The sequence below is a fragment of the Oscillibacter hominis genome (assembly GCF_014334055.1).
Lineage (GTDB): Bacteria > Bacillota > Clostridia > Oscillospirales > Oscillospiraceae > Oscillibacter > Oscillibacter hominis.
The window spans coordinates 1,265,286-1,283,553 of sequence record NZ_CP060490.1 but is presented as its reverse complement, the minus strand read 5'-3'; the positions used below and the strand labels follow the sequence as shown (position 1 = coordinate 1,283,553).

At 58.2% G+C, this 18,268-nt stretch carries 20 protein-coding genes; 19 read left to right on the top strand and 1 reads right to left on the bottom strand.

Features of this window, described 5'->3' with window-relative positions; all coding sequences use genetic code 11:
* The first annotated feature begins 94 nt into the window (after nucleotides 1-94).
* From alaS to H8790_RS06420, 10 genes are all read left to right on the top strand, one after another.
* Nucleotides 95-2,740: an alanine--tRNA ligase gene (gene alaS / locus H8790_RS06465; RefSeq protein WP_187334066.1), complete on the top strand. Its 2,646-nt coding sequence runs from the start codon at nucleotides 95-97 to the stop codon at nucleotides 2,738-2,740.
* A 4-nt stretch (nucleotides 2,741-2,744) separates the two neighbouring features.
* Complete coding sequence (locus tag H8790_RS06460; protein ID WP_187334065.1) at nucleotides 2,745-2,918, top strand: DUF4250 domain-containing protein; 174 nt, start codon at nucleotides 2,745-2,747, stop codon at nucleotides 2,916-2,918.
* 35 nt (nucleotides 2,919-2,953) lie between these two features.
* On the top strand, nucleotides 2,954-3,292 hold the full coding sequence (locus H8790_RS06455) for a histidine triad nucleotide-binding protein (RefSeq protein ID WP_187334064.1): 339 nt from the start codon (nucleotides 2,954-2,956) through the stop codon (nucleotides 3,290-3,292).
* An 80-nt stretch (nucleotides 3,293-3,372) separates the two neighbouring features.
* A complete protein-coding gene (locus tag H8790_RS06450) occupies nucleotides 3,373-3,630 on the top strand; it encodes a helix-turn-helix domain-containing protein (protein ID WP_404821711.1) in 258 nt (85 codons plus the stop codon).
* On the top strand, nucleotides 3,627-5,846 hold the full coding sequence (locus H8790_RS06445) for a DNA internalization-related competence protein ComEC/Rec2 (RefSeq protein ID WP_187334063.1): 2,220 nt from the start codon (nucleotides 3,627-3,629) through the stop codon (nucleotides 5,844-5,846). Before H8790_RS06450 ends, H8790_RS06445 begins: the two co-directional genes overlap by 4 nt.
* 9 nt (nucleotides 5,847-5,855) lie before the next feature.
* Nucleotides 5,856-6,896: a DNA polymerase III subunit delta gene (holA, locus tag H8790_RS06440; RefSeq protein WP_187334062.1), complete on the top strand. Its 1,041-nt coding sequence runs from the start codon at nucleotides 5,856-5,858 to the stop codon at nucleotides 6,894-6,896.
* Nucleotides 6,893-7,489: a toprim domain-containing protein gene (locus H8790_RS06435; protein ID WP_187334061.1), complete on the top strand. Its 597-nt coding sequence runs from the start codon at nucleotides 6,893-6,895 to the stop codon at nucleotides 7,487-7,489. Before holA ends, H8790_RS06435 begins: the two co-directional genes overlap by 4 nt.
* A 114-nt stretch (nucleotides 7,490-7,603) precedes the next feature.
* Complete coding sequence (locus H8790_RS06430; protein WP_187334060.1) at nucleotides 7,604-7,849, top strand: DUF6514 family protein; 246 nt, start codon at nucleotides 7,604-7,606, stop codon at nucleotides 7,847-7,849.
* A gap of 88 nt (nucleotides 7,850-7,937) precedes the next feature.
* A complete protein-coding gene (locus tag H8790_RS06425) occupies nucleotides 7,938-9,626 on the top strand; it encodes a glutamine--tRNA ligase/YqeY domain fusion protein (protein ID WP_187334059.1) in 1,689 nt (562 codons plus the stop codon).
* Between the two features lie 99 nt (nucleotides 9,627-9,725).
* Nucleotides 9,726-10,586: a patatin-like phospholipase family protein gene (locus tag H8790_RS06420; RefSeq protein ID WP_187334058.1), complete on the top strand. Its 861-nt coding sequence runs from the start codon at nucleotides 9,726-9,728 to the stop codon at nucleotides 10,584-10,586.
* A gap of 44 nt (nucleotides 10,587-10,630) precedes the next feature.
* Here H8790_RS06420 and sigG read toward each other — a convergent pair whose 3' ends face one another.
* Nucleotides 10,631-11,401 (bottom strand): RNA polymerase sporulation sigma factor SigG, encoded by a 771-nt coding sequence (gene sigG / locus H8790_RS06415; RefSeq protein ID WP_187334057.1) that lies wholly within the window; start codon nucleotides 11,399-11,401, stop codon nucleotides 10,631-10,633.
* A 137-nt stretch (nucleotides 11,402-11,538) separates the two neighbouring features.
* On the opposite strand from sigG, the gene H8790_RS06410 reads away from it, so the two are divergent.
* From H8790_RS06410 to H8790_RS06370, 9 genes are all read left to right on the top strand, one after another.
* Nucleotides 11,539-11,802, top strand: coding sequence for a YlmC/YmxH family sporulation protein (locus H8790_RS06410; protein WP_318646865.1), 264 nt, complete (start codon nucleotides 11,539-11,541; stop codon nucleotides 11,800-11,802).
* 208 nt (nucleotides 11,803-12,010) lie between these two features.
* The gene (gene rpsB / locus H8790_RS06405) at nucleotides 12,011-12,733 is read left to right on the top strand and encodes a 30S ribosomal protein S2 (protein ID WP_187334055.1); all 723 of its coding nucleotides are present in this window, start codon (nucleotides 12,011-12,013) and stop codon (nucleotides 12,731-12,733) included.
* Nucleotides 12,734-12,779: 46 nt separating this feature from the next.
* The gene (tsf, locus tag H8790_RS06400) at nucleotides 12,780-13,691 is read left to right on the top strand and encodes a translation elongation factor Ts (RefSeq protein ID WP_187334054.1); all 912 of its coding nucleotides are present in this window, start codon (nucleotides 12,780-12,782) and stop codon (nucleotides 13,689-13,691) included.
* 333 nt (nucleotides 13,692-14,024) lie between these two features.
* Nucleotides 14,025-14,678, top strand: a complete 654-nt coding sequence (locus H8790_RS06395; protein WP_187334053.1) for a site-2 protease family protein — start codon at nucleotides 14,025-14,027, stop codon at nucleotides 14,676-14,678.
* 9 nt (nucleotides 14,679-14,687) lie between these two features.
* On the top strand, nucleotides 14,688-15,479 hold the full coding sequence (locus tag H8790_RS06390; RefSeq protein WP_187334052.1) for a segregation and condensation protein A: 792 nt from the start codon (nucleotides 14,688-14,690) through the stop codon (nucleotides 15,477-15,479).
* Nucleotides 15,480-15,484: 5 nt separating this feature from the next.
* On the top strand, nucleotides 15,485-16,060 hold the full coding sequence (gene scpB / locus H8790_RS06385; RefSeq protein ID WP_187334247.1) for an SMC-Scp complex subunit ScpB: 576 nt from the start codon (nucleotides 15,485-15,487) through the stop codon (nucleotides 16,058-16,060).
* Between the two features lie 16 nt (nucleotides 16,061-16,076).
* Nucleotides 16,077-16,718, top strand: a complete 642-nt coding sequence (locus H8790_RS06380) for a hypothetical protein (RefSeq protein ID WP_187334051.1) — start codon at nucleotides 16,077-16,079, stop codon at nucleotides 16,716-16,718.
* Between the two features lie 16 nt (nucleotides 16,719-16,734).
* Nucleotides 16,735-17,127 carry a GerW family sporulation protein gene (gene ytfJ / locus H8790_RS06375; RefSeq protein ID WP_187334050.1) on the top strand — a complete coding sequence of 131 codons (393 nt, stop codon included), beginning with the start codon at nucleotides 16,735-16,737 and terminating at the stop codon, nucleotides 17,125-17,127.
* A gap of 42 nt (nucleotides 17,128-17,169) precedes the next feature.
* Nucleotides 17,170-18,264: a D-alanyl-D-alanine carboxypeptidase family protein gene (locus tag H8790_RS06370; RefSeq protein WP_187334049.1), complete on the top strand. Its 1,095-nt coding sequence runs from the start codon at nucleotides 17,170-17,172 to the stop codon at nucleotides 18,262-18,264.
* Nucleotides 18,265-18,268 lie beyond the last annotated feature (4 nt).

The window sequence follows — 18,268 nt, the reverse complement described above, 5'->3', positions numbered from 1 at the left end:
AAGTCTTCGCCCCTATGCCGGGGGCGGAGACTTTTTTATTTGACTGAACCACTGAAATTCACAGGAACTGGAAGATAACAGGAGGAAGAACCATATGTCACATCCCTACTATGGGCTCAATGAACTGCGGGAGATGTTTCTCAGCTACTTTGAGAGCAAGGGCCATCTCCGGCTGCCCAGCTTTTCCCTGATCCCCCACAACGACGCCAGCCTGCTGCTCATCAACTCCGGCATGGCGCCTATGAAGACCTGGTTCACCCGGGAGGAGGAGCCGCCCTGCAACCGGGTCTGCACCTGCCAGAAGTGCATCCGAACCGGAGACATCGAAAATATCGGCAAGACCGACCGCCACGGCACCTATTTTGAGATGCTTGGCAACTTCTCCTTTGGCGACTATTTCAAGAAGGAGGCCATTCCCTACTGCTGGGAGTTTCTCACCAAGGTGGTGGGGCTGGAGGAGGACCGCCTGTACCCCTCCATCTATCTGGACGACGACGAGGCGTTTGAAATCTGGAACAAGGACATCGGCATCCCGAAAGAGAAGATTTTCCGCTTTGGAAAAGAGGACAACTTCTGGGAGCACGGCGCCGGCCCCTGCGGCCCCTGCTCTGAGGTATATTACGACCGCGGGCCGGAGCACGGCTGCGGCAAGCCGGGCTGTACCGTGGGCTGCGAGTGCGACCGCTATATCGAGGTCTGGAACAACGTGTTCTCTCAGTTCGTGGGCGACGGCGAGGGCCACTACGAGGAGATGGAGAACAAGAACATCGATACGGGTATGGGATTGGAGCGCCTGGCCTGCGTGGTGCAGAACGTAAACTCCCTCTTCGATGTGGACACGGTGATGAATATCACCAACAAGGTCAGCGAGATCACCGGTGCCCACTACGGCGAGAGCCACAGGACCGACGTGTCCCTCCGTGTGATCACCGACCACATCCGCTCCGCCGTAATGATGATCTGCGACGGTGTGCTGCCCTCCAACGAGGGCCGTGGCTATGTGCTGCGCCGTCTGCTGCGCCGTGCCGCCCGCCACGGGAAGCTCTTAGGCGTCAACCACGCTTTTTTGTATGAGGTGGTGGACACCGTAGTCCATGAAAACGAGTGCGCCTATCCGGACCTGCGGGAAAAGCAGGGTTATATCACCAAGGTGGTCCGCACCGAGGAGGAGAACTTCGCCAAGACCATCGACGGCGGTATGCGGATTTATGAGGAGATGCTTGCGGCCCACAAGGAGCAGGGGGAGAAGGTCTTCTCCGGCGCCGACGCCTTCAAGCTCTACGACACCTTCGGCTTCCCCATTGACCTGACGGTGGAGATGGCGGAGGAAGAGGGCATGCAGGTGGACAAGTCCGCCTTTGACGCCCTGATGGAGGAGCAGCGCGTCCGTGCCCGGAAGGCCCGGGAGGCGCTGGGAGACCTGGCCTGGGCCGGAATCGACCTGGGACTGGACACGACCCCCACGGAGTTCACCGGCTATGACCGCATGGAAGACACCGGGAAGATCCTGGCCATGGTGGCCGAGGGCGAACTGCGGGAGGAGATGGTCAAGGGCGTGGAAGGCATGGTCGTCCTGGACAGGACGCCCTTCTATGCGGAAATGGGCGGCCAGGTGGCCGACCACGGCGTCATCCGCCTGGGCGGGGAAACATTGTTCCGGGTCAACAACGTACAAAAGGACAAGGCAGGCAAGTTCCTCCACACGGGCGTGATGGAATTCGGCACGCTGAGGGTGGGTGACAGTGTGGAGTGCTCCGTCGACGCGGAGCGCCGTAAGGCCGTCATGCGTGCCCACAGCGCCACCCATCTTTTGGATGCTGCACTGAAAAAGGTGTTGGGTGACCACGTGCACCAGGCTGGTTCCCTGGTGGAACCGGACCGGCTGCGCTTTGACTTCACGCATTTTGAGGCCATCACCCCGGCGCAGCTGGCCGAGATCGACCGCCTGGTCAACGACGCCATCCTGGAGGGCTACGACGTGGTGACGGAGGTGCTTCCTATTGAGGAGGCCAAAAAGAAGGGTGCCGTGGCCATGTTCGGCGAGAAGTACGGCGACATCGTCCGCGTGGTGGAGATGGGCGATTTCTCCATGGAGTTCTGCGGCGGCACCCATCTGAACAACACCGCCAAAGCCGGACCTTTCCGCATCAAGTCTGAAGGCTCAGTGGCCTCCGGGGTGCGGCGCATCGAGGCCACGGTGGGCAAGCTTTCCCTGGAGGTGATGAACAAAAACCAGGAGATGCTGTTCCATGCGGCGGAGATTCTGAAGACCAATCCCGGCGAACTGGCCGCCAAGGCGGAGCAGCAGATGACGGAAATGAAAGAGCTGCGCCACAGCCTGGACAAATTCAAGGCCGAGGCCTCTTTGGGCGAGGCCCGCCAGTTCCTGATGTCCGCCAAGAATGTGGGCCCGCTGAAGGTGCTGACCGCAAACCGCCCCGGCGCGGACGCAAACGCCCTGCGCCAGATGGGGGACTTCCTGCGGGACAAGGAGCCCGGCGTGGTGGCGGTGCTCTCCTCTGTCAACGGGGATAAGATCACCTTCCTCGCGGTCTGCGGTAAGGAGGCTGTGGCCAAGGGGATCAAGGCCGGGGATTTGGTCAAGCAGGTGTGCGCGGTCTGCGGCGGTAAGGGCGGCGGCAAGCCCGACAGCGCCATGGGCGGCGGCAGCGATCTTTTGAAGCTGGACGATGCGCTGGCACAGGTGGATGACTTTGTATCCGCCAAGCTGGGGCTGTAACCGTATGATCCCAAAAGACCCTGCCATTCTTTTGAGCTTCGTCAACGCCAAGCTGCGGGACTACTACGACAGCCTGGAGGAGCTGTGCGCCGCGCTGGACGAGGATCAGTCCTCCATCACCGCAGCGCTTGCCGCCATCGACTATTCCTACGATCCCGCCCGGAATCAATTTATCTGATATCTTCCATCTCAATATAAAAGGAGGGAGTCCATATGTCCGATTGCTTGTTCTGCAAAATCGCCGCAGGGGAAATCCCCAGCAGCAAGGTCTACGAGGATGAGGTCTGCTATGCCTTCAACGACATTGATCCCCAGGCGCCCACCCACTTCCTGGTGATCCCCAAGACCCACATCGCCTCCGTGGCCGGCATCTGCGCAGAAAACAGCGCCGTGGTGGCCCACATCTTTGAGGTGATCGCCAAACTCACCGCGGAATTAGGCATCAAGAGCTACCGCGTGGTGTCCAACATCGGCGAGCAGGCGGGCCAAAGTGTGCCCCATCTGCATTTCCACGTGCTCAGCGGCCGCGATATGACCTGGCCTCCGGGCTAAGAGCAGAAAAAGAAATGGAGCGCAGGCTCCATTTCTTTTGCATTGGAATGGCTCCGGATGGGCACAATAGCATGGAGGGAATGTTACCGATTGGTAACATTTTAAAGGTGATGCGTATGGAGATCAAACGGCTGCGGGATTTAAGGGAAGACCACGATAAGACGCAGCAGGAGCTGGCGGACTATCTGAATATGCACCGCAGCGTCTACCGGCGCTATGAGAGCGGGGAGCGGGAGACGCCGGTCTGGATAGTGGACAAGCTGGCCGACTACTATCACGTCAGCACGGACTATCTCCTTGGACGGACCGACGACCCCGCGCAGCCAAAGCGGAAATGAGAAAGCTTGCCACTTTTGGGTTTTCCTTTGCCGCTGGTGTGTTTGCGGTTCAGTACCTCCTGCCCGGCAGTTATGTGCTGGCGGCAGGGCTTGGGGCGCTGGCGCTTGGCATCGCGGCCTTCTTTCTGCCACGTTCCCGGCGGACGCGGGCGTTGCTGATTTTGCTTGGCGTAGGGATTGGCCTTGTCTACAGCTGGAGCTATGCCAAGGTGATCCAGGAGCCCTATCTGCAATTAACGGAGCTGCCGCGCCGTAATCTGAGCATGGAGGTCTGTTCCTGGCCGGAGCCCTCCACCTTCGGCGCAAAGGTGACGGTGCGGCTGGGCCCTTTCGGCAAAGCGGTTTACTACGGGGATAAGGACCTCCTGTCCCTGTCTCCCGGTGATGTTGTGACCGACGACGTCTATCTGACGGACGCCTCCAACATCCGAGGAAGCGAGACCACGGCCTTTACCTCCCGGGAAATCTGGCTGCTGGCCTACAGCAGGGGAGAAGCCGCCGTGGAACCGGGGCGGGGCTCGGCCCGCTATCTTCCGCTGTATTTGAAAAAGAGCTTCCAAGATCAGATCGACCTGCTGTTCACAGGAGACAGCCGGGCCATGATGCGGGCGCTTCTCACCGGAGACCGGGGAGATATGCCCAAACACGTCTCCTCCGATTTGGAAGAGAGCGGCCTCTATCACGTGACGGCGGTCTCCGGCATGCACTGCACGATTCTTCTGACTTTGGTGGCGGCGCTCACAGGGAAACACCGCCGCCGGCTGAAAGCGGCGGTGGGCATGTCCGTGCTGGTGCTCTATATGCTGATGGTGGGCTGTACGCCTTCGGTGGTGCGGGCCGTGGTGATGAACGCATGTCTCCTGTCGGCGCCGCTGTTCCGGCGGGATGGGGACCCGCCCACATCGCTGGCTACGGCACTTCTTCTGATCCTTTTGCAAAATCCCTTTGCCTGCGCCAGCATCAGCCTTCAGCTGAGCTTTTCCGCCGCGGCGGGAATCGTGTGGCTGACGCCTAAGGTGTGGCCCAAAGGCGAACATGGAGGGGTGGCCCGGTTTATTGCGGGCAGCTTTGCCGTAACGGCTGGTGCCCTGGTCTTCACCATTCCGCTCTCCGCCTATTATTTTGACTTTTTCGTGGTGGTTGCTCCACTGTCCAACCTCCTGTGCCTGGAGGCGGTGAGCGGCCAGTTCCTCTTCGGGCTGATCGCCGTGCTGGTCAGTTACATCTGGCTCCCGCTGGGCCAGGTTTTGTCTTTCGCATCGGCGGGAATTGGCTGGTATGTACTGGGCGTGGCCCACCAGCTCTCCTCGATTCCCTACCATGCGCTTTACTTCTGCAATGGATATCTCAAATACTGGCTGGCCTATGCCTATGCCGCCTTTGGCATCTGCGCGGTATCCGGAGCGCCCAGGCGCAGGCACCTCGTTGCCGCCGCCGGATGCGTGCTGACACTGATTTTGACCGTCCACCTGGCGGAAAAGCAGATGACCGGCGGGAAGCTGGACCTCTTCGTATTGGATGTGGGCCAGGGTCAAGGCGTGCTGATGGCCTCCCAGGGCCGGACCGCGCTGGTGGACTGCGGTTCCGGCAACACATTCCGGGACGCGGGCGGAACGGCCGCAGACTATCTGAATACCATTGGGGAGCGCAAATTGGACTATTTGGTGCTGTCCCACTACGACACGGATCACACCAACGGAGTGGAAAGCCTCCTTGCCCGGGTGGAGGTGGGGACGATGCTGGTGCCGGAAATGGAAAGTGCATACGGTGAAGAGCTGCGGGAGCTTGCGCAGATACATGGCGTCCAGGTGGAACGGATTTCGGAGGAGAGGAGCTATGCCTTGGGCGAGGCGGAGCTTACGGTTTATCCGCCGGTGGGAAGCGGAAGCAGCAACGAAGAGGGGCTGACGGCGCTGTGCTCCTGCGGGGAGTTTGACTTCCTGGCCACCGGCGATATGGACAGCGCCACGGAGCGCAAACTGATCGAATCGGTCTCTCTTCCGGATGTGGAGGTCCTGTTGGCCGGGCACCACGGCTCGCGGCACTCCACCTCCACGGAACTTTTGCAGGCGGTCATGCCGGAGGCGGCCGTCATCAGCGCAGGGGAGAACAGCTACGGCCACCCGGCTGAGGAGGCGCTGCGGCGTCTGGTGCTGGAAAATGTGGAGGTCTATCGGACAGACCTCCAGGGAACCATACATATATCGGTAAATTGAGGAGAGCATATGGCAGTCAAAAAGAACGACAGCTATCAAAAACTGAAAAACGACCTATCTGCGGGTACTCTTGGCCAAGTCTATGTATTTCACGGGGAGGAGACCTATCTCCGGGAGTATTACTTGGGCGAGGTGAAGAAGAAGCTGGTCCCCGCCGGATTTGAGGAATTCAACTATCACCGCCTCGATGGAAAGGCCCTGAGCATCCAGGCTCTGGCGGAGGCAGTGGAGGCGCTTCCCATGCTGTCGGAGCGGACGCTGGTGGTGGTGACGGACTGCGACCTCTTCAAATTGGGGGAGGAGCAGCGGGGAAAGCTCATCGAGCTGCTGAGCGATTTTCCCCCGTACTGCTGTCTGGTGTTTGTCTACGATCTGATTTTTTACAAGCCCAACAAGGTGATGAAAAAGCTTTTAAAGGCCATGGAGGAGCATGTCCAGGTGGTGGAGTTTCCCGCCCAGGGCACCGGGGATCTGCTGAACTGGATCGGCAGGCGCTTCAAGGCCCTGGGGAAGGAGATCGACAAGCAGGCCGCCGAGCATCTGATCTTCACCTGCGGGGGGCTGATGACCGGGCTGGTGCCTGAGATCGAGAAGATCGGCGCCTACGCCAGGGGAAAGCAGGTCACCATAGCGGACATCAACGCCGTGGCGGACCCGGTGCTGGATGCCCGGGTATTCGACATGACCAACGCCATCACCGCCAACCAGTACGACCGGGCCGCCGTCATCCTTGGCGATCTTTTGAAAGAGCAGGAGGAGCCCATCCTGATCCTGGCGGCCATTGGGAAGGAAATCCGCAAGATCTACACGGCGCGCATCGCTCTGGACAACGGAAAGGACAAGTACTGGCTGATGGAGCTGTGGGGCATGCGCTCGGACTATCCGGCCAAGCTTTTGATGAACGTGGCGGGGAAGACCACCGCTGCCTGGTGCGACGACGCGGTGAAGATGTGCCAGAAGTTGGACAGGCGGATGAAGAGCGAAAAGGGCATCGACAGCGAAGGGGAGCTGAAGCTCCTTTTGACGCGGCTGGGGACAAAGCGGGCATGAAACCAAAAATCAGGGAAGTGATTGTGGTGGAAGGCCGCTACGATAAAAATGCACTCAGCCAGGTGGTGGACGCCGTCATACTGGAGACTGGCGGGTTTTCCGTGTTCAACGACCGGGAGAAGCTGGCCTTCCTGCGCCGCCTGGCCCAGAGCCGGGGGCTCGTGCTCCTCACCGACAGCGACGGGGCGGGGTTTGTCATCCGCAACTATCTCAAAGGCGCACTGCCCAGGGACCGGGTGAAACAGGCCTACATCCCGGATGTCCCCGGCAAGGAACGGCGCAAGCGCCGGGGCGGCAAAGAGGGAAAGCTTGGCGTGGAGGGCATGGAGCCCCGGGTGCTGTTAGACGCCCTGCGCCGCTCCGGCGCCACCTTTGAAGAGGGCGGGGAGGAGCCGAAGGGGCCGCCGATCACCAAGGCCGATCTCTATGCGGCGGGCCTTGCGGGCGGGACGGACAGCCGGGAAAAGCGGCTGGCGCTTTTAAAGCGGCTGGAACTGCCGGAGCACCTGACGGCCAACGGATTACTGGAGGCGCTGAACCTCCTGATGAGCAGGGAAGAATTTTTACGCGCCATGGACTCATCCACAGAATAATTTGCAGAAAAAACGCCAAATTTCGACAGGCTTTCTCTTGACGGGACTGGTACAATTTGAGTGGATATAAACCACCATACAGTGTACAAAAGGTCGGAAGAAAGGAGCGTTTTTATGCGCGATCAGCTGATCGGATGTATACCGCTTGACGGAATGCAGCTGGATTACTATCTGCTGGTGGAGGAGACGGAGCGCGAAACAGAGCACTATGGCGTTAAAATTGAGTGGGAGGGAGGCGATTGCGCCGCCATTGCGGGCATCACCGCGTCCCAAAGCAGGATTGAGGAGCTGCTCTGCCTGCTCCAGGCGGGCACCGTTACGCCGGCCACGCTGTGGGATGTGGTGGAAGACTGGCTCTAAATCCCGCTTTTTCCTTGATTTTTGAGGCCGGTGTCTGTATAATAAGCTTTATGTTTTACCGCAGAAATGGAGAAAGGATGAACAAGACATGGCCGAGGAAATCAAACTGACAGAGGCGCCGGAAAGCAAGAACTTTATTCAGGCTTTTATTGAAGAGGATATTGCGGAGGGCGGCCAGTTCCAAGGCATGACGGTTCATACCCGCTTTCCGCCGGAGCCCAACGGCTATCTGCACATCGGGCACTGCAAGGCGCTGACCATCGATTTCGGGATGGCCGAAAAATTCGGCGGCATGTGCAACCTGCGCTTTGACGACACCAACCCCGCCAAAGAGGACAACGAGTATGTGGAGGCCATCCAGGAGGATATCCACTGGCTGGGCTTCGACTGGGGCGACCGTATGTTCTACGGTTCGGACTACTTTGAAAAGACCTATGAGCTGGCCGTGGGCCTGATCAAAAAGGGGCTGGCCTATGTGTGCGAGCTCTCACCCGAGGAGTTCAAGGCCATGCGGGGCGACATCGGCGTGAGTGCCCAGTCCCCCTACCGGGACCGCCCCATTGAGGAGAGCCTGGACCTTTTTGAACGGATGAAAAACGGGGAGTTTCCCGAAGGGTCCAAGACGCTGCGGGCGAAGATCGACCTTGCCTCCGGAAACTTCAATATGCGCGACCCGGTGCTCTACCGCATCCGTTATATTGAGCACCACCGCCAGGGCACCAAGTGGTGCATTTTCCCCATGTATGATTTTGCCCACCCCATCCAGGACGCGCTGGAGGGGATTACCCACTCCCTGTGCTCTTTGGAGTATGAGGCCCACAGGCCGCTCTACAACTGGGTGATCGAGCACACCGACGTGCCCTCCCATCCCCGGCAGATCGAGTTTGCCCGGCTGGGGATCAATCACACGGTCATGAGCAAGCGAAAGCTGCGCCTCCTGGTGGAAGAGGGATATGTCAGCGGCTGGGACGACCCCCGCATGCCCACGCTGTGCGGCCTGCGCCGCCGGGGCTATACGCCCCGCTCCATCCGGAACTTCTGTGAGCGCATCGGCGTCGCCAAAGCGGATTCCACGGTGGAGTACGCATTTTTGGAGCACTGCCTGCGTGAGGATCTGAACGAGACCGCAAAGCGCACCATGGCGGTGCTGCGGCCCATCCGCCTGACCGTGGTCAACTACCCCGAGGGACAATCCGAGACCTTTACGGTGGAAAATAACCCGGTGGACGAGTCCGCCGGGACTCGGGAAATCACCTTCTCCCGCAATCTCTTTATTGAGGCCGATGATTTCCTGGAGACACCGGTGCCCAAGTACAAGCGCCTCTATCCCGGCAACGAGGTGCGGCTGAAGGGCGCGTATTTAGTCACCTGCACGGGCTGCGTCAAGGACGGGGACGGCAATGTGACCGAGGTGCTCTGCGAGTACGATCCCAACAGCCGCGGCGGAGACCCCGCCGACGGACGCAAGGTGAAGGGCGCCACTATCCACTGGGTGGACGCGGCCGCCGCTCTGGACGCGGAGGTGCGCCTCTACGATAACCTCTTCACCGACCCTGACCCCGACGGGGCGGACAAGAACTTCCTGGACTATATCAATCCCCAGTCTTTGGAGGTGCTCCAGGGCTGCAAGGTGGAGGCCAATATGGCGAAGGCGGCTGCACCGGCCAGCTTCCAGTTCATGCGTCAGGGCTATTTCTGCCTGGACAACAAGGATTCTAAGCCCGGCCATCTGGTCTTCAACCGCAGTGTGTCTTTGAAAGACAGCTTTAAGAAATAACATGCAGGCAGGCGTGCATGCACGCCTGCCTGACGTTTCGTAAGAATCAGCTGTAATTCAGGGAATATAAGGATCAGTCCATACAAAGGAGAGACCTGTTTGAACGAGAAATCAGCATTGATTCTGGAGGGGGGCTCCCTGCGCTGCCAGTTTACCGCGGGTGTCCTGGACGTATTTCTGGAACGAGGGGTAGTCTTCCCCTGTGTGGCTGGGGTTTCCGCCGGAGCCCTGTGCGGGATCAACTACCTGTCCGGCCAGATCGGCCGCACGGCAAAGATCAACCTGGACTTTGCCAACGACAAGCGCTATATGGGCCTGGGCAACCTGGTCAGGAGGCATTCGGTCTTCAACTTCGACTTTTTATTCGGCGAGGTGTCGGACACGCTGGTGCCTCTGGACCGGAAGGCGTTTGAACAGTCCACCCAGCGATTCGCGGCTGTCTCCACCGATGTGCGGACAGGGGAGATGGTGATACATGAGAAAGGAGTCAGCGAGGACATCCTGCTGGCCGCCCGCGCCTCTGCCAGCCTGCCGCTTCTGGCCCCAATCGTGGAAGTGGATGGAAAGCGCTGCCTGGATGGCGGCGTTGCCATGCCCATCCCGGTGGAATGGGCGCTTCAGGAGGGGTACGAAAAAGTCGTCCTGGTACTGACCCGGCAGAAGGGGTACCGGAAAAGGCCGGTGCGGCGGGCCGCAAAAATGGCCTATGAGCGGATGTACCGGGACTACCCCATGCTGCTCTGGCGGCTGAACCAGGTGCCGGTCCATTACAATGAGCTCCAGGTGAAGATCAACCAGCTGGAACGCGCGGGAAGGGTCTTCGTCATCCGGCCGAAAGACCCGGTGGCGGTATCCCGGGTGGAGCGGGACACGGAGAAGCTGAAGGCGCTCTATGAGATCGGCAGGGAGACCGCCCTGCGTCGCATGGACGAGATGATGGCCTACCTGGAACGGCCGTAATCGGATCGAAAAAGGCCGGCCGGTAAAAAAACCGGCCGGCCGCTTCAAAGGCTTTTTTTGATGGTGTTGATGGCGTTTTTCTCCAGCCTGGAGACCTGGGCCTGGGAGATGCCCACCTCGCTGGAGACCTCCATCTGGGTTTTCCCCTCGTAAAAGCGGAGGGAGAGGATGTGCTTTTCCCGCTCACCCAACTGCTTCATGGCCTCTTTCAGAGCGATCTGTTCGATCCAGGAATCGTCCGTGTTCCGGGTGTCGCTGACCTGGTCCATGACGCAGATGGTGTCCCCGCCGTCGGAGTAGATGGGCTCATAGAGGGAGACCGGGTCCACGATGGCGTCCATGGCAAAGATCACCTCTTCCCGCGGGATGCCCAACTCTTTGGCGATCTGCTCCACAGTGGGCTCTTTCTGCGTTTGTGCAATCAGCTTGTCCTTTGCCTGAAGGACCCGGTAAGCGGTGTCCCGCATGCTGCGCGACACCCGGATGGCGCTGTTGTCCCTGAGGTAGCGGCGGATTTCCCCGATGATCATGGGCACGCCGTACGTGGAGAAGCGGACGGGCTGCGTGATATCGAAATTGTCGATGGCCTTGATGAGCCCCACACACCCCACCTGGAACAGATCGTCCACATTTTCGCCCCGGCTCAAAAACTTCTGGATCACGGACAGGACGAGGCGGAGGTTGCCTGCGATCAACTCCTCCCGGGCGGCTTTGTCCCCCTGCTTGGTACGCCGTAAAAGCTCCATGGTCTCCTCGTTTTTCAACACCTTCAGCTTGGAAGTGTTGACGCCGCAGATTTCGACTTTACCCTGCATCCAAGCGCCTCCCGCAATCTCTAAACTGTACGCTTCAGTATTGCCTTGGAGCTGCGGAATTATACGGCATAGGACATCCGCGTCCGCGCATAAGATCAGAACTGAGGTGAGAGTAGATGCAGTGCAGGATTCGTGATTTGCGGTGCAAAGAAGTCATCAATATCTGTGACGGCTGCCGTCTTGGCTGTGTGGCGGACGTGGATGTCAAGGTGCCGGAGGGACAGGTGGTGGCGATTGTGGTCTACGGGCCCTGCCGGTTCTTCGGACTGTTCGGAAGGGGAGAGGAGTACTACATCCCCTGGGACTGCATCCAGAGGATAGGGGACGACATCATCCTGATCGACAAACCCTTCCAGCGCCGCGATCCTGCCATGGAGCGGAAAAGGAGAAGGCGTTTTTGACAAAAAGCTCGGAAAGCCGGTGGATTTCCCCGGTTTTCTGAGCTTTTTTCTGGGTATTTTATGAAAAAGTCCTTGCAAATCCGGGCATACTATGGTATTATATTTCAGCATTCCGCACAGTCTCTGACTCCCTGTCTGTGCCAAATTGGTTGGCAGGGGGGATGAAGAGCTGGAGGTAAAACTAAATTGATATTGGAGGAACACTCAAATGGCAAACGTCGTATCCATGAAAGCCCTGCTGGAAGCAGGCGTCCACTTCGGTCATCAGACCCGCCGCTGGAACCCCAAGATGGCTCCCTATATCTACACGGAGCGCAACGGAATCTATATCGTTGACCTGCAGAAGACCGTGAAGAAGCTGGAGGAGGCCTATAACTTTGTCCGCCAGCTCTCCGAAAACGGCGACACGCTGCTGTTCGTCGGTACCAAGAAGCAGGCTCAGGAAGCCATCCGCGAAGAGGCCACCCGCTGCGGCCAGTTCTATGTCAACGCCCGTTGGCTGGGCGGCATGATGACCAACTTCAAGACCATGCGCACCCGTGTGGACCGCCTCAATCAGCTCAAGACCATGCAGGAGGACGGCACCTTTGACATGCTGCCCAAGAAAGAGGTCATGAAGCATCTGGGTGAGATCGAGAAGTTGGAGAAGTACCTGGGCGGTGTCAAGGAGATGAAGAAGCTGCCTGGCGCTCTGTTCATCGTGGACACCCGCAAGGAGCGCAACGCCATCGCCGAGGCCCACAAGCTGGGCATTCCCGTCGTGGCCATTGCGGATACCAACTGCGATCCCGATGAAATCGACTATGTGATCCCCGGCAACGACGACGCCATCCGCGCCATCAAACTGATCGCCTCCGTCATGGCCAATGCCGTGGTCGAGGGCAAGCAGGGCGAGGAGACCGCTGAGGCTGCCGCCGAAAAGGCTGAGTAAGATTATCAGGGATTCCCTGTTACACTAAATTTTGGAGGAATACAAGATGGCTTTTACCGCTGCAGATGTAAAGAACCTGCGTGAGATGACCGGCGTCGGCATGATGGACTGCAAAAAGGCCCTGACTGCTTCCGAGGGTGATATTGAAAAGGCAGTTGAATGGCTGCGTGAAAAGGGTATGGCCGCCTCTGCCAAGAAGGCCGGCCGCATTGCTGCCGAGGGTATGTCCTATGCCACTGTGGTCGATGGTGTCGGCGTGATGGTCGAGGTCAACGCCGAGACCGACTTTGTGGCCAAGAATGAAAAGTTCGTGGAGTTTGTCAAGGGCGTGGCCGCCACTGTGGCCAAGCAGAACCCCGCTGATCTGGACGCTCTGATGGAGTGCAAATATGAGGGCACCGATCTGACCGTTACCCAGCAGCAGCAGGAGATGGTGCTTGTGATCGGCGAGAACATCAAGGTCCGCCGCTTTGCCCGCTATGCCGACGGCGTCTCTGTCCCCTATGTCCATGCCGGCGGCAAGATCGGCGTGCTGGTGAATCTGAGCGTGGAGGGCGGCATTGACGCCACCGAGATCGGCAAGGACGTCGCCATGCAGGTCGCCGCGCTGAATCCCCGTTTCTGGGACAAGTCCCAGGTCACCCAGGATATCCTGGATGAGGAGAAGAAGATCATGATGGTCCAGATGGAGAATGACCCCAAGATGGCTTCCAAGCCTGAGCAGGTCAGAGAGAAGATCGTCATGGGCAAGCTGAACAAGTTCTACGCGGAAAACTGCCTGCTGCAGCAGGAGTTCGTCAAGGACAACACCACCAGCGTAGAGAAGTATATGGCGTCTGCCTCCAAGGCCCTGGGCGGCAGCGTAACCTTCAAGGATGCGGTCCGCTTTGAAACCGGCGAGGGCATCGAGAAGAAGGAAGAGAACTTTGCCGCTGAGATCGCTTCTCTGGTAAAGTAAGAAGAAAGAAATTTAAGAGGGAGCCTGATTCAGGCTCCCTCTTTCTATTTTTGCGTGATTCCTTGCAAACCGCCCATCAAAGCCGGCAGGCGGTCTGCGGCGGACGCCTGCCCTTCCCTGGAGAATGCCGGTCATCTTCCGATAGAAAAAGATGAAAAGTAGGGTGAGAGGAAATCCCACTGGATAAGATTTCTGCTGTGATCTGCGGGGGAGGTCAAGCTGGGGCCACAGGAAGGCATCGGAAAGGCTCTTTTATCTTGTCAGAGGGTACTTTTTCTGCTATACTGATTTTTATAATTTGGGTAATTTTAACCTTTGAAGGAGCTGTGCCGGTTGCACTATATCGAAAATTTGATCCAATCCATTGATTTGGGTAGTTTACAGGAGATTTTGCTGCGTATTGTCTCCATTTTCCTCTGCCTCACCGTCCATGAGACGTGCCACGGCCTGGCCGCCTATGCCCTTGGCGACCCCACGGCCAAGTCCATGCACCGGCTTTCCCTGAACCCGCTGCGCCACATCGATTGGTTTGGATTGCTGATGATGTTCGTCTGCGGTTTTGGCTGGGCAAAGGCGGTGCCGGTGGACCCCCGCTATTTTCGAAAGCCAAAGCAGGGAATGGCCATCACAGCTCTGGCGGGACCGGTGTCCAATTTTGCGCTGGCGTTTTCCCTGATGCTTGGCGCCAGTGCCATCTATTACTGCGCACCCTATTCCGGGCTTTGGGACACGCTGTTCGAATTCCTGATGAGCACGGCGGTTTTGTCCATTGGCCTGGGGATCTTCAACCTGATTCCCATTCCGCCCCTGGATGGCTCCAAGGTGTTGGGCGCGCTGCTGCCGGACCAGGCCTATTTTACCCTGATGCGGTATGAGCGCTATGGGATGCTGGTGCTGATCCTGCTATCCTTTACCAACATCGGCGGGGGCCTGATTTCAAATGCGATTTTTTCAGTCTACCAGCTCTTTGTGAGACTGCTCTTCTGAGGTGACGTGTTGGATAATCCGATTTATAAGCTGGAAAAAATCGTGCGGGCAAAAAGCGAGGAATCCATGCAGGATTTTGAAGGCCCGCTGGACTTGATCCTCTACTTATTGGGCAAAAATAAAATTGAGATACAGGACATCTCCATCTCCCTGATCCTGGATCAGTACTTGGCGTACCTGGAGGCGCGGCAGAGTATGGATCTGGAGGTGGCCAGCGAATTTGTCACCATGGCGTCCCATCTGATGTTCATCAAGACCCGGATGCTGCTCTCCATCGAGGACGAGGAGGCCCAGAGTGAGATGGATGCGCTGATCAAATCCCTGGAAGAACGCCAGCGCAACGACAACTACCTGAAGGTGAAGGCGGTTGCGGAGCGCCTTGGGCCCATGGGGGAATTTGGACGAAACATTCTGACCCGGAATCCGGAACCTGTGGAGCGGGGGAAAATCTATGAGTACGCTCAGGAGCAGGCGGACCTGGTCCTTGCCATGCAGGAGATTTTGAACCGCTCGGAGCGAAATGCGCCTCTGCCCGCTGCGGCGTTCAGTTCGATTGTGCGCCATGAGCCCTATCCCGTGGAATCCAAGGCCAGGGAGATTCTGAACCGGCTGAAGATGAGCGGTGTTACCCGGTTTTTGCTGCTGTTTCGCGGGAACAAGAGCAGAAGTGAAGTGGTGGCCACCTTTTTGGCGGTGCTGGAGCTGTGCCGCTCAAAGGTGATCCGGCTGGCCGGCTCTGAGCAGGACTGCACCGTCGTACCGGAGAAGGACGATCTGGCCGCGCAGGATGGAAGAGGATGAAAAACATGGAAATGAAAGAGATAGAATCCGCCATTGAGGGCATCCTATTTGCGTCGGGAGAACCGGTCCACATTGACCGGATCTGTCTGGCGTTGGAGATGGACCGCCCCACGGTGGAGATGGTTCTGCAAAAGTTGGGGGATTACTATGCCTTTGAGCGCAGGGGGATTCGCATGCTGCGCCTGGAGGACAGTTATCAGCTCTGTTCGGCCCCGGACTACGCGGATCTGATCCGCAAAGCCTTTGAAATCCGAAAACCCGCCAAGCTGAGCCAGCCCGCGCTGGAGGTTTTGACCATCATCGCCTACTATCAGCCCACCACCCGGGCCTATGTGGATCAAATCCGCGGTGTGGACAGCTCCTATACCATTGGCCTCTTGCTGGAGCGCAAACTGATTGAGGAGTGCGGCAGGCTGCAGGTCCCCGGCCGGCCTCACCTCTACCGCACGACAAAAAACTTCCTGAGGGTGTTCCATCTCAATTCCCTGGAGGAGCTGCCTGAAATGCCGGGACTGTCCATGGAGGGGCAGATGCGTCTTTCCGAGACCGGAGCGGTGGTCGATCCGGAGCAGGAGGAGTAATTGTGGAGGTGACCGCTTGATCTGGATTTACATCTTAGGCGGGCTGCTGGCGCTGTTCCTGTTGATCTGCCTGATCCGTATCGGCGTCACCATAGCATTTGAAGAGCGGGTGACACTGGATATCCAGGTGGGCCTCATCCGGATTCACATAGACCCGGCCCAGCCGAAAAAAGAGAAAAAGCAAAAAAAGCCCAAGGAGAAAAAAGAGGTTACGGCAAAAGATGTGGAACGGCTGGCCGGCAAGCTGCCAAAGCCCACGCTCTCAGAGCTGAAGGAGGCCGCAGCCTATTTTAAGCCGGTTTTGCAGCGCACACTGCGCCGTACCAGGCGCAGCGTACGGATCCATCCCCTGACACTCTCCATCACCCTGGGCGCCGCGGAGGACCCGGCCAACCTGGCCCAGATCTACGGCTACGCCAACGCCGGGATGTGGGCGGTGATGCCCTGGCTGGAGCAGCTGCTGGTGATCCCGGACCCGCGGATACACCTGGGGCTTGATTTTGACAGCGCAAAGACGGTAATTCGTGGAAGGGTCGGCGTGTCCATCCTGTTGGGAGACGTATTTTTGATCGGGCTTGGCGCCGGGCTTCCGGCCCTGAAGTGGTTTTTGCATTTTAAAAAGACACACAAATCGGATAAAATAGAACAAGCGGCATAGAAAGGATGCGACTAAAATGGATGAGAAAAAAAGTCCTTTGAGCGACCTGATGAACTCCACCATGGAGAAAGTGAGCCAGATGGTGGACACCAATACCATCGTAGGCGAGCCCATCTCCACGCCCGACGGCGTGACGCTGATCCCCATTTCCAAGGTGACCTTTGGCTTTGGCAGCGGCGGCGGAGACTATGGCAAGAGCCAGCCCAAGGAAAACTTCGGCGGCGGCAGCGGCGCGGGCGTCAAAATCGACCCGGTGGCCTTCCTGGTCATTAAAGATGGAACCACCCGCGTGCTGCCTGTGGCGGTTCCTCCGGTGGGCACGGTGGACCGAATTGTGGAGATGGTTCCCGACGTTTTGGACCGGGTCGAAAAATATTTCGACAAAAAGAAGGAAAAAGAGATCGACTAAAGGGGTATACTACACTCATCCTATGAAGCAGGTGAGTGTAACATGCCGACCATTCGACGCGTTTTTTCTTTTCTATTTGCTGTTTTTTTGTTAAGTATTATAACTTGCCGGGCCAGTGCGCTCAGCACTTCTGCCACTTCCTCCATCCTGCTGGACGCCGGGAGCGGACGTGTTTTGTATGAGCACAATGCAGACAAGCAGATGCTGATCGCCAGCACCACCAAGATCATGACCGCCTTGGTTGCCATTGAGAACGGGGAGTTGGATCAGGTGGTGACGGTCAAGCGCGCCTACACGCTGGCGGAGGGCTCTTCCATGTATTTGAAGGAAGGGGAGACGCTGACGCTGGAGACGCTGCTCTATGGATTGATGCTGTGCTCGGGAAACGACGCGGCACTGGCTGTGGCTGACGCGGTGGGCGGCAATGACTTCATCAAAATGATGAACGATAAGGCGGAGGAGCTGGGTATGACCTCAACTTCCTTTGCCAATCCCAACGGGCTGGACGATGAGAAGCATTACTCCACAGCCCGGGATATGGCGCTTTTGGCAGCGGCGGCTATGAAGAACCAGACCTTTGTCCGGATCGCCTCCACCAAAAGCATTTCGATCGGCGGGCGGCTGATGAGCAACCACAATAAACTGCTCAATATGATAGATGGCTGTCTCGGTTTGAAAACCGGTTACACCAAGGCCGCGGGCCGTACTCTGGTCAGCTGCGTACAGCGTCACGGCCAGATGCTGGTGGCCGTGACGCTCCAGGACGGCAACGACTGGGCGGACCACGCCGCACTCTATGACTATGGATTTTCCACCTATCCCGCCTCCACACAGGTGTTGGCAGGGGAGCACATGGGAGTGGTCAGCGTAAGTGGCGGGACCCGGCCCCGTGTGCCGCTGTTAGCGGCGGATACGTTTTCCTACCCGCTGGCGCAGGGGGAGAAGCTGCGCACCGAGACGGACTTCCCGGAGGAGGTATCCGCCCCCGTCTATGCAGGCACCCCCTTAGGCGAAATCCGCTTTTACTTGGGTGAGCAGGAGGTTGGCTGCGTGGAGCTGGTCTGCGGGCAGGACGTGGAGCTGGATTTCCCGGAGCCGGTCAGCTTCCTGCACCGGATATTCTCCTTTTTGCCATAGGAGG

Coding starts and splice junctions, on each gene's coding strand:
- alaS (WP_187334066.1), top strand. CDS start 95: ATGTCACATCCCTACTATGGGCTCAATGAACTGCGGGAGATGTTTCTC.
- H8790_RS06460 (WP_187334065.1), top strand. CDS start 2,745: ATGATCCCAAAAGACCCTGCCATTCTTTTGAGCTTCGTCAACGCCAAG.
- H8790_RS06455 (WP_187334064.1), top strand. CDS start 2,954: ATGTCCGATTGCTTGTTCTGCAAAATCGCCGCAGGGGAAATCCCCAGC.
- H8790_RS06450 (WP_404821711.1), top strand. CDS start 3,373: ATGTTACCGATTGGTAACATTTTAAAGGTGATGCGTATGGAGATCAAA.
- H8790_RS06445 (WP_187334063.1), top strand. CDS start 3,627: ATGAGAAAGCTTGCCACTTTTGGGTTTTCCTTTGCCGCTGGTGTGTTT.
- holA (WP_187334062.1), top strand. CDS start 5,856: ATGGCAGTCAAAAAGAACGACAGCTATCAAAAACTGAAAAACGACCTA.
- H8790_RS06435 (WP_187334061.1), top strand. CDS start 6,893: ATGAAACCAAAAATCAGGGAAGTGATTGTGGTGGAAGGCCGCTACGAT.
- H8790_RS06430 (WP_187334060.1), top strand. CDS start 7,604: ATGCGCGATCAGCTGATCGGATGTATACCGCTTGACGGAATGCAGCTG.
- H8790_RS06425 (WP_187334059.1), top strand. CDS start 7,938: ATGGCCGAGGAAATCAAACTGACAGAGGCGCCGGAAAGCAAGAACTTT.
- sigG (WP_187334057.1), bottom strand. CDS start 11,401: ATGCAGGGTAAAGTCGAAATCTGCGGCGTCAACACTTCCAAGCTGAAG.
- rpsB (WP_187334055.1), top strand. CDS start 12,011: ATGGCAAACGTCGTATCCATGAAAGCCCTGCTGGAAGCAGGCGTCCAC.
- tsf (WP_187334054.1), top strand. CDS start 12,780: ATGGCTTTTACCGCTGCAGATGTAAAGAACCTGCGTGAGATGACCGGC.
- scpB (WP_187334247.1), top strand. CDS start 15,485: ATGGAAATGAAAGAGATAGAATCCGCCATTGAGGGCATCCTATTTGCG.
- ytfJ (WP_187334050.1), top strand. CDS start 16,735: ATGGATGAGAAAAAAAGTCCTTTGAGCGACCTGATGAACTCCACCATG.
- H8790_RS06370 (WP_187334049.1), top strand. CDS start 17,170: ATGCCGACCATTCGACGCGTTTTTTCTTTTCTATTTGCTGTTTTTTTG.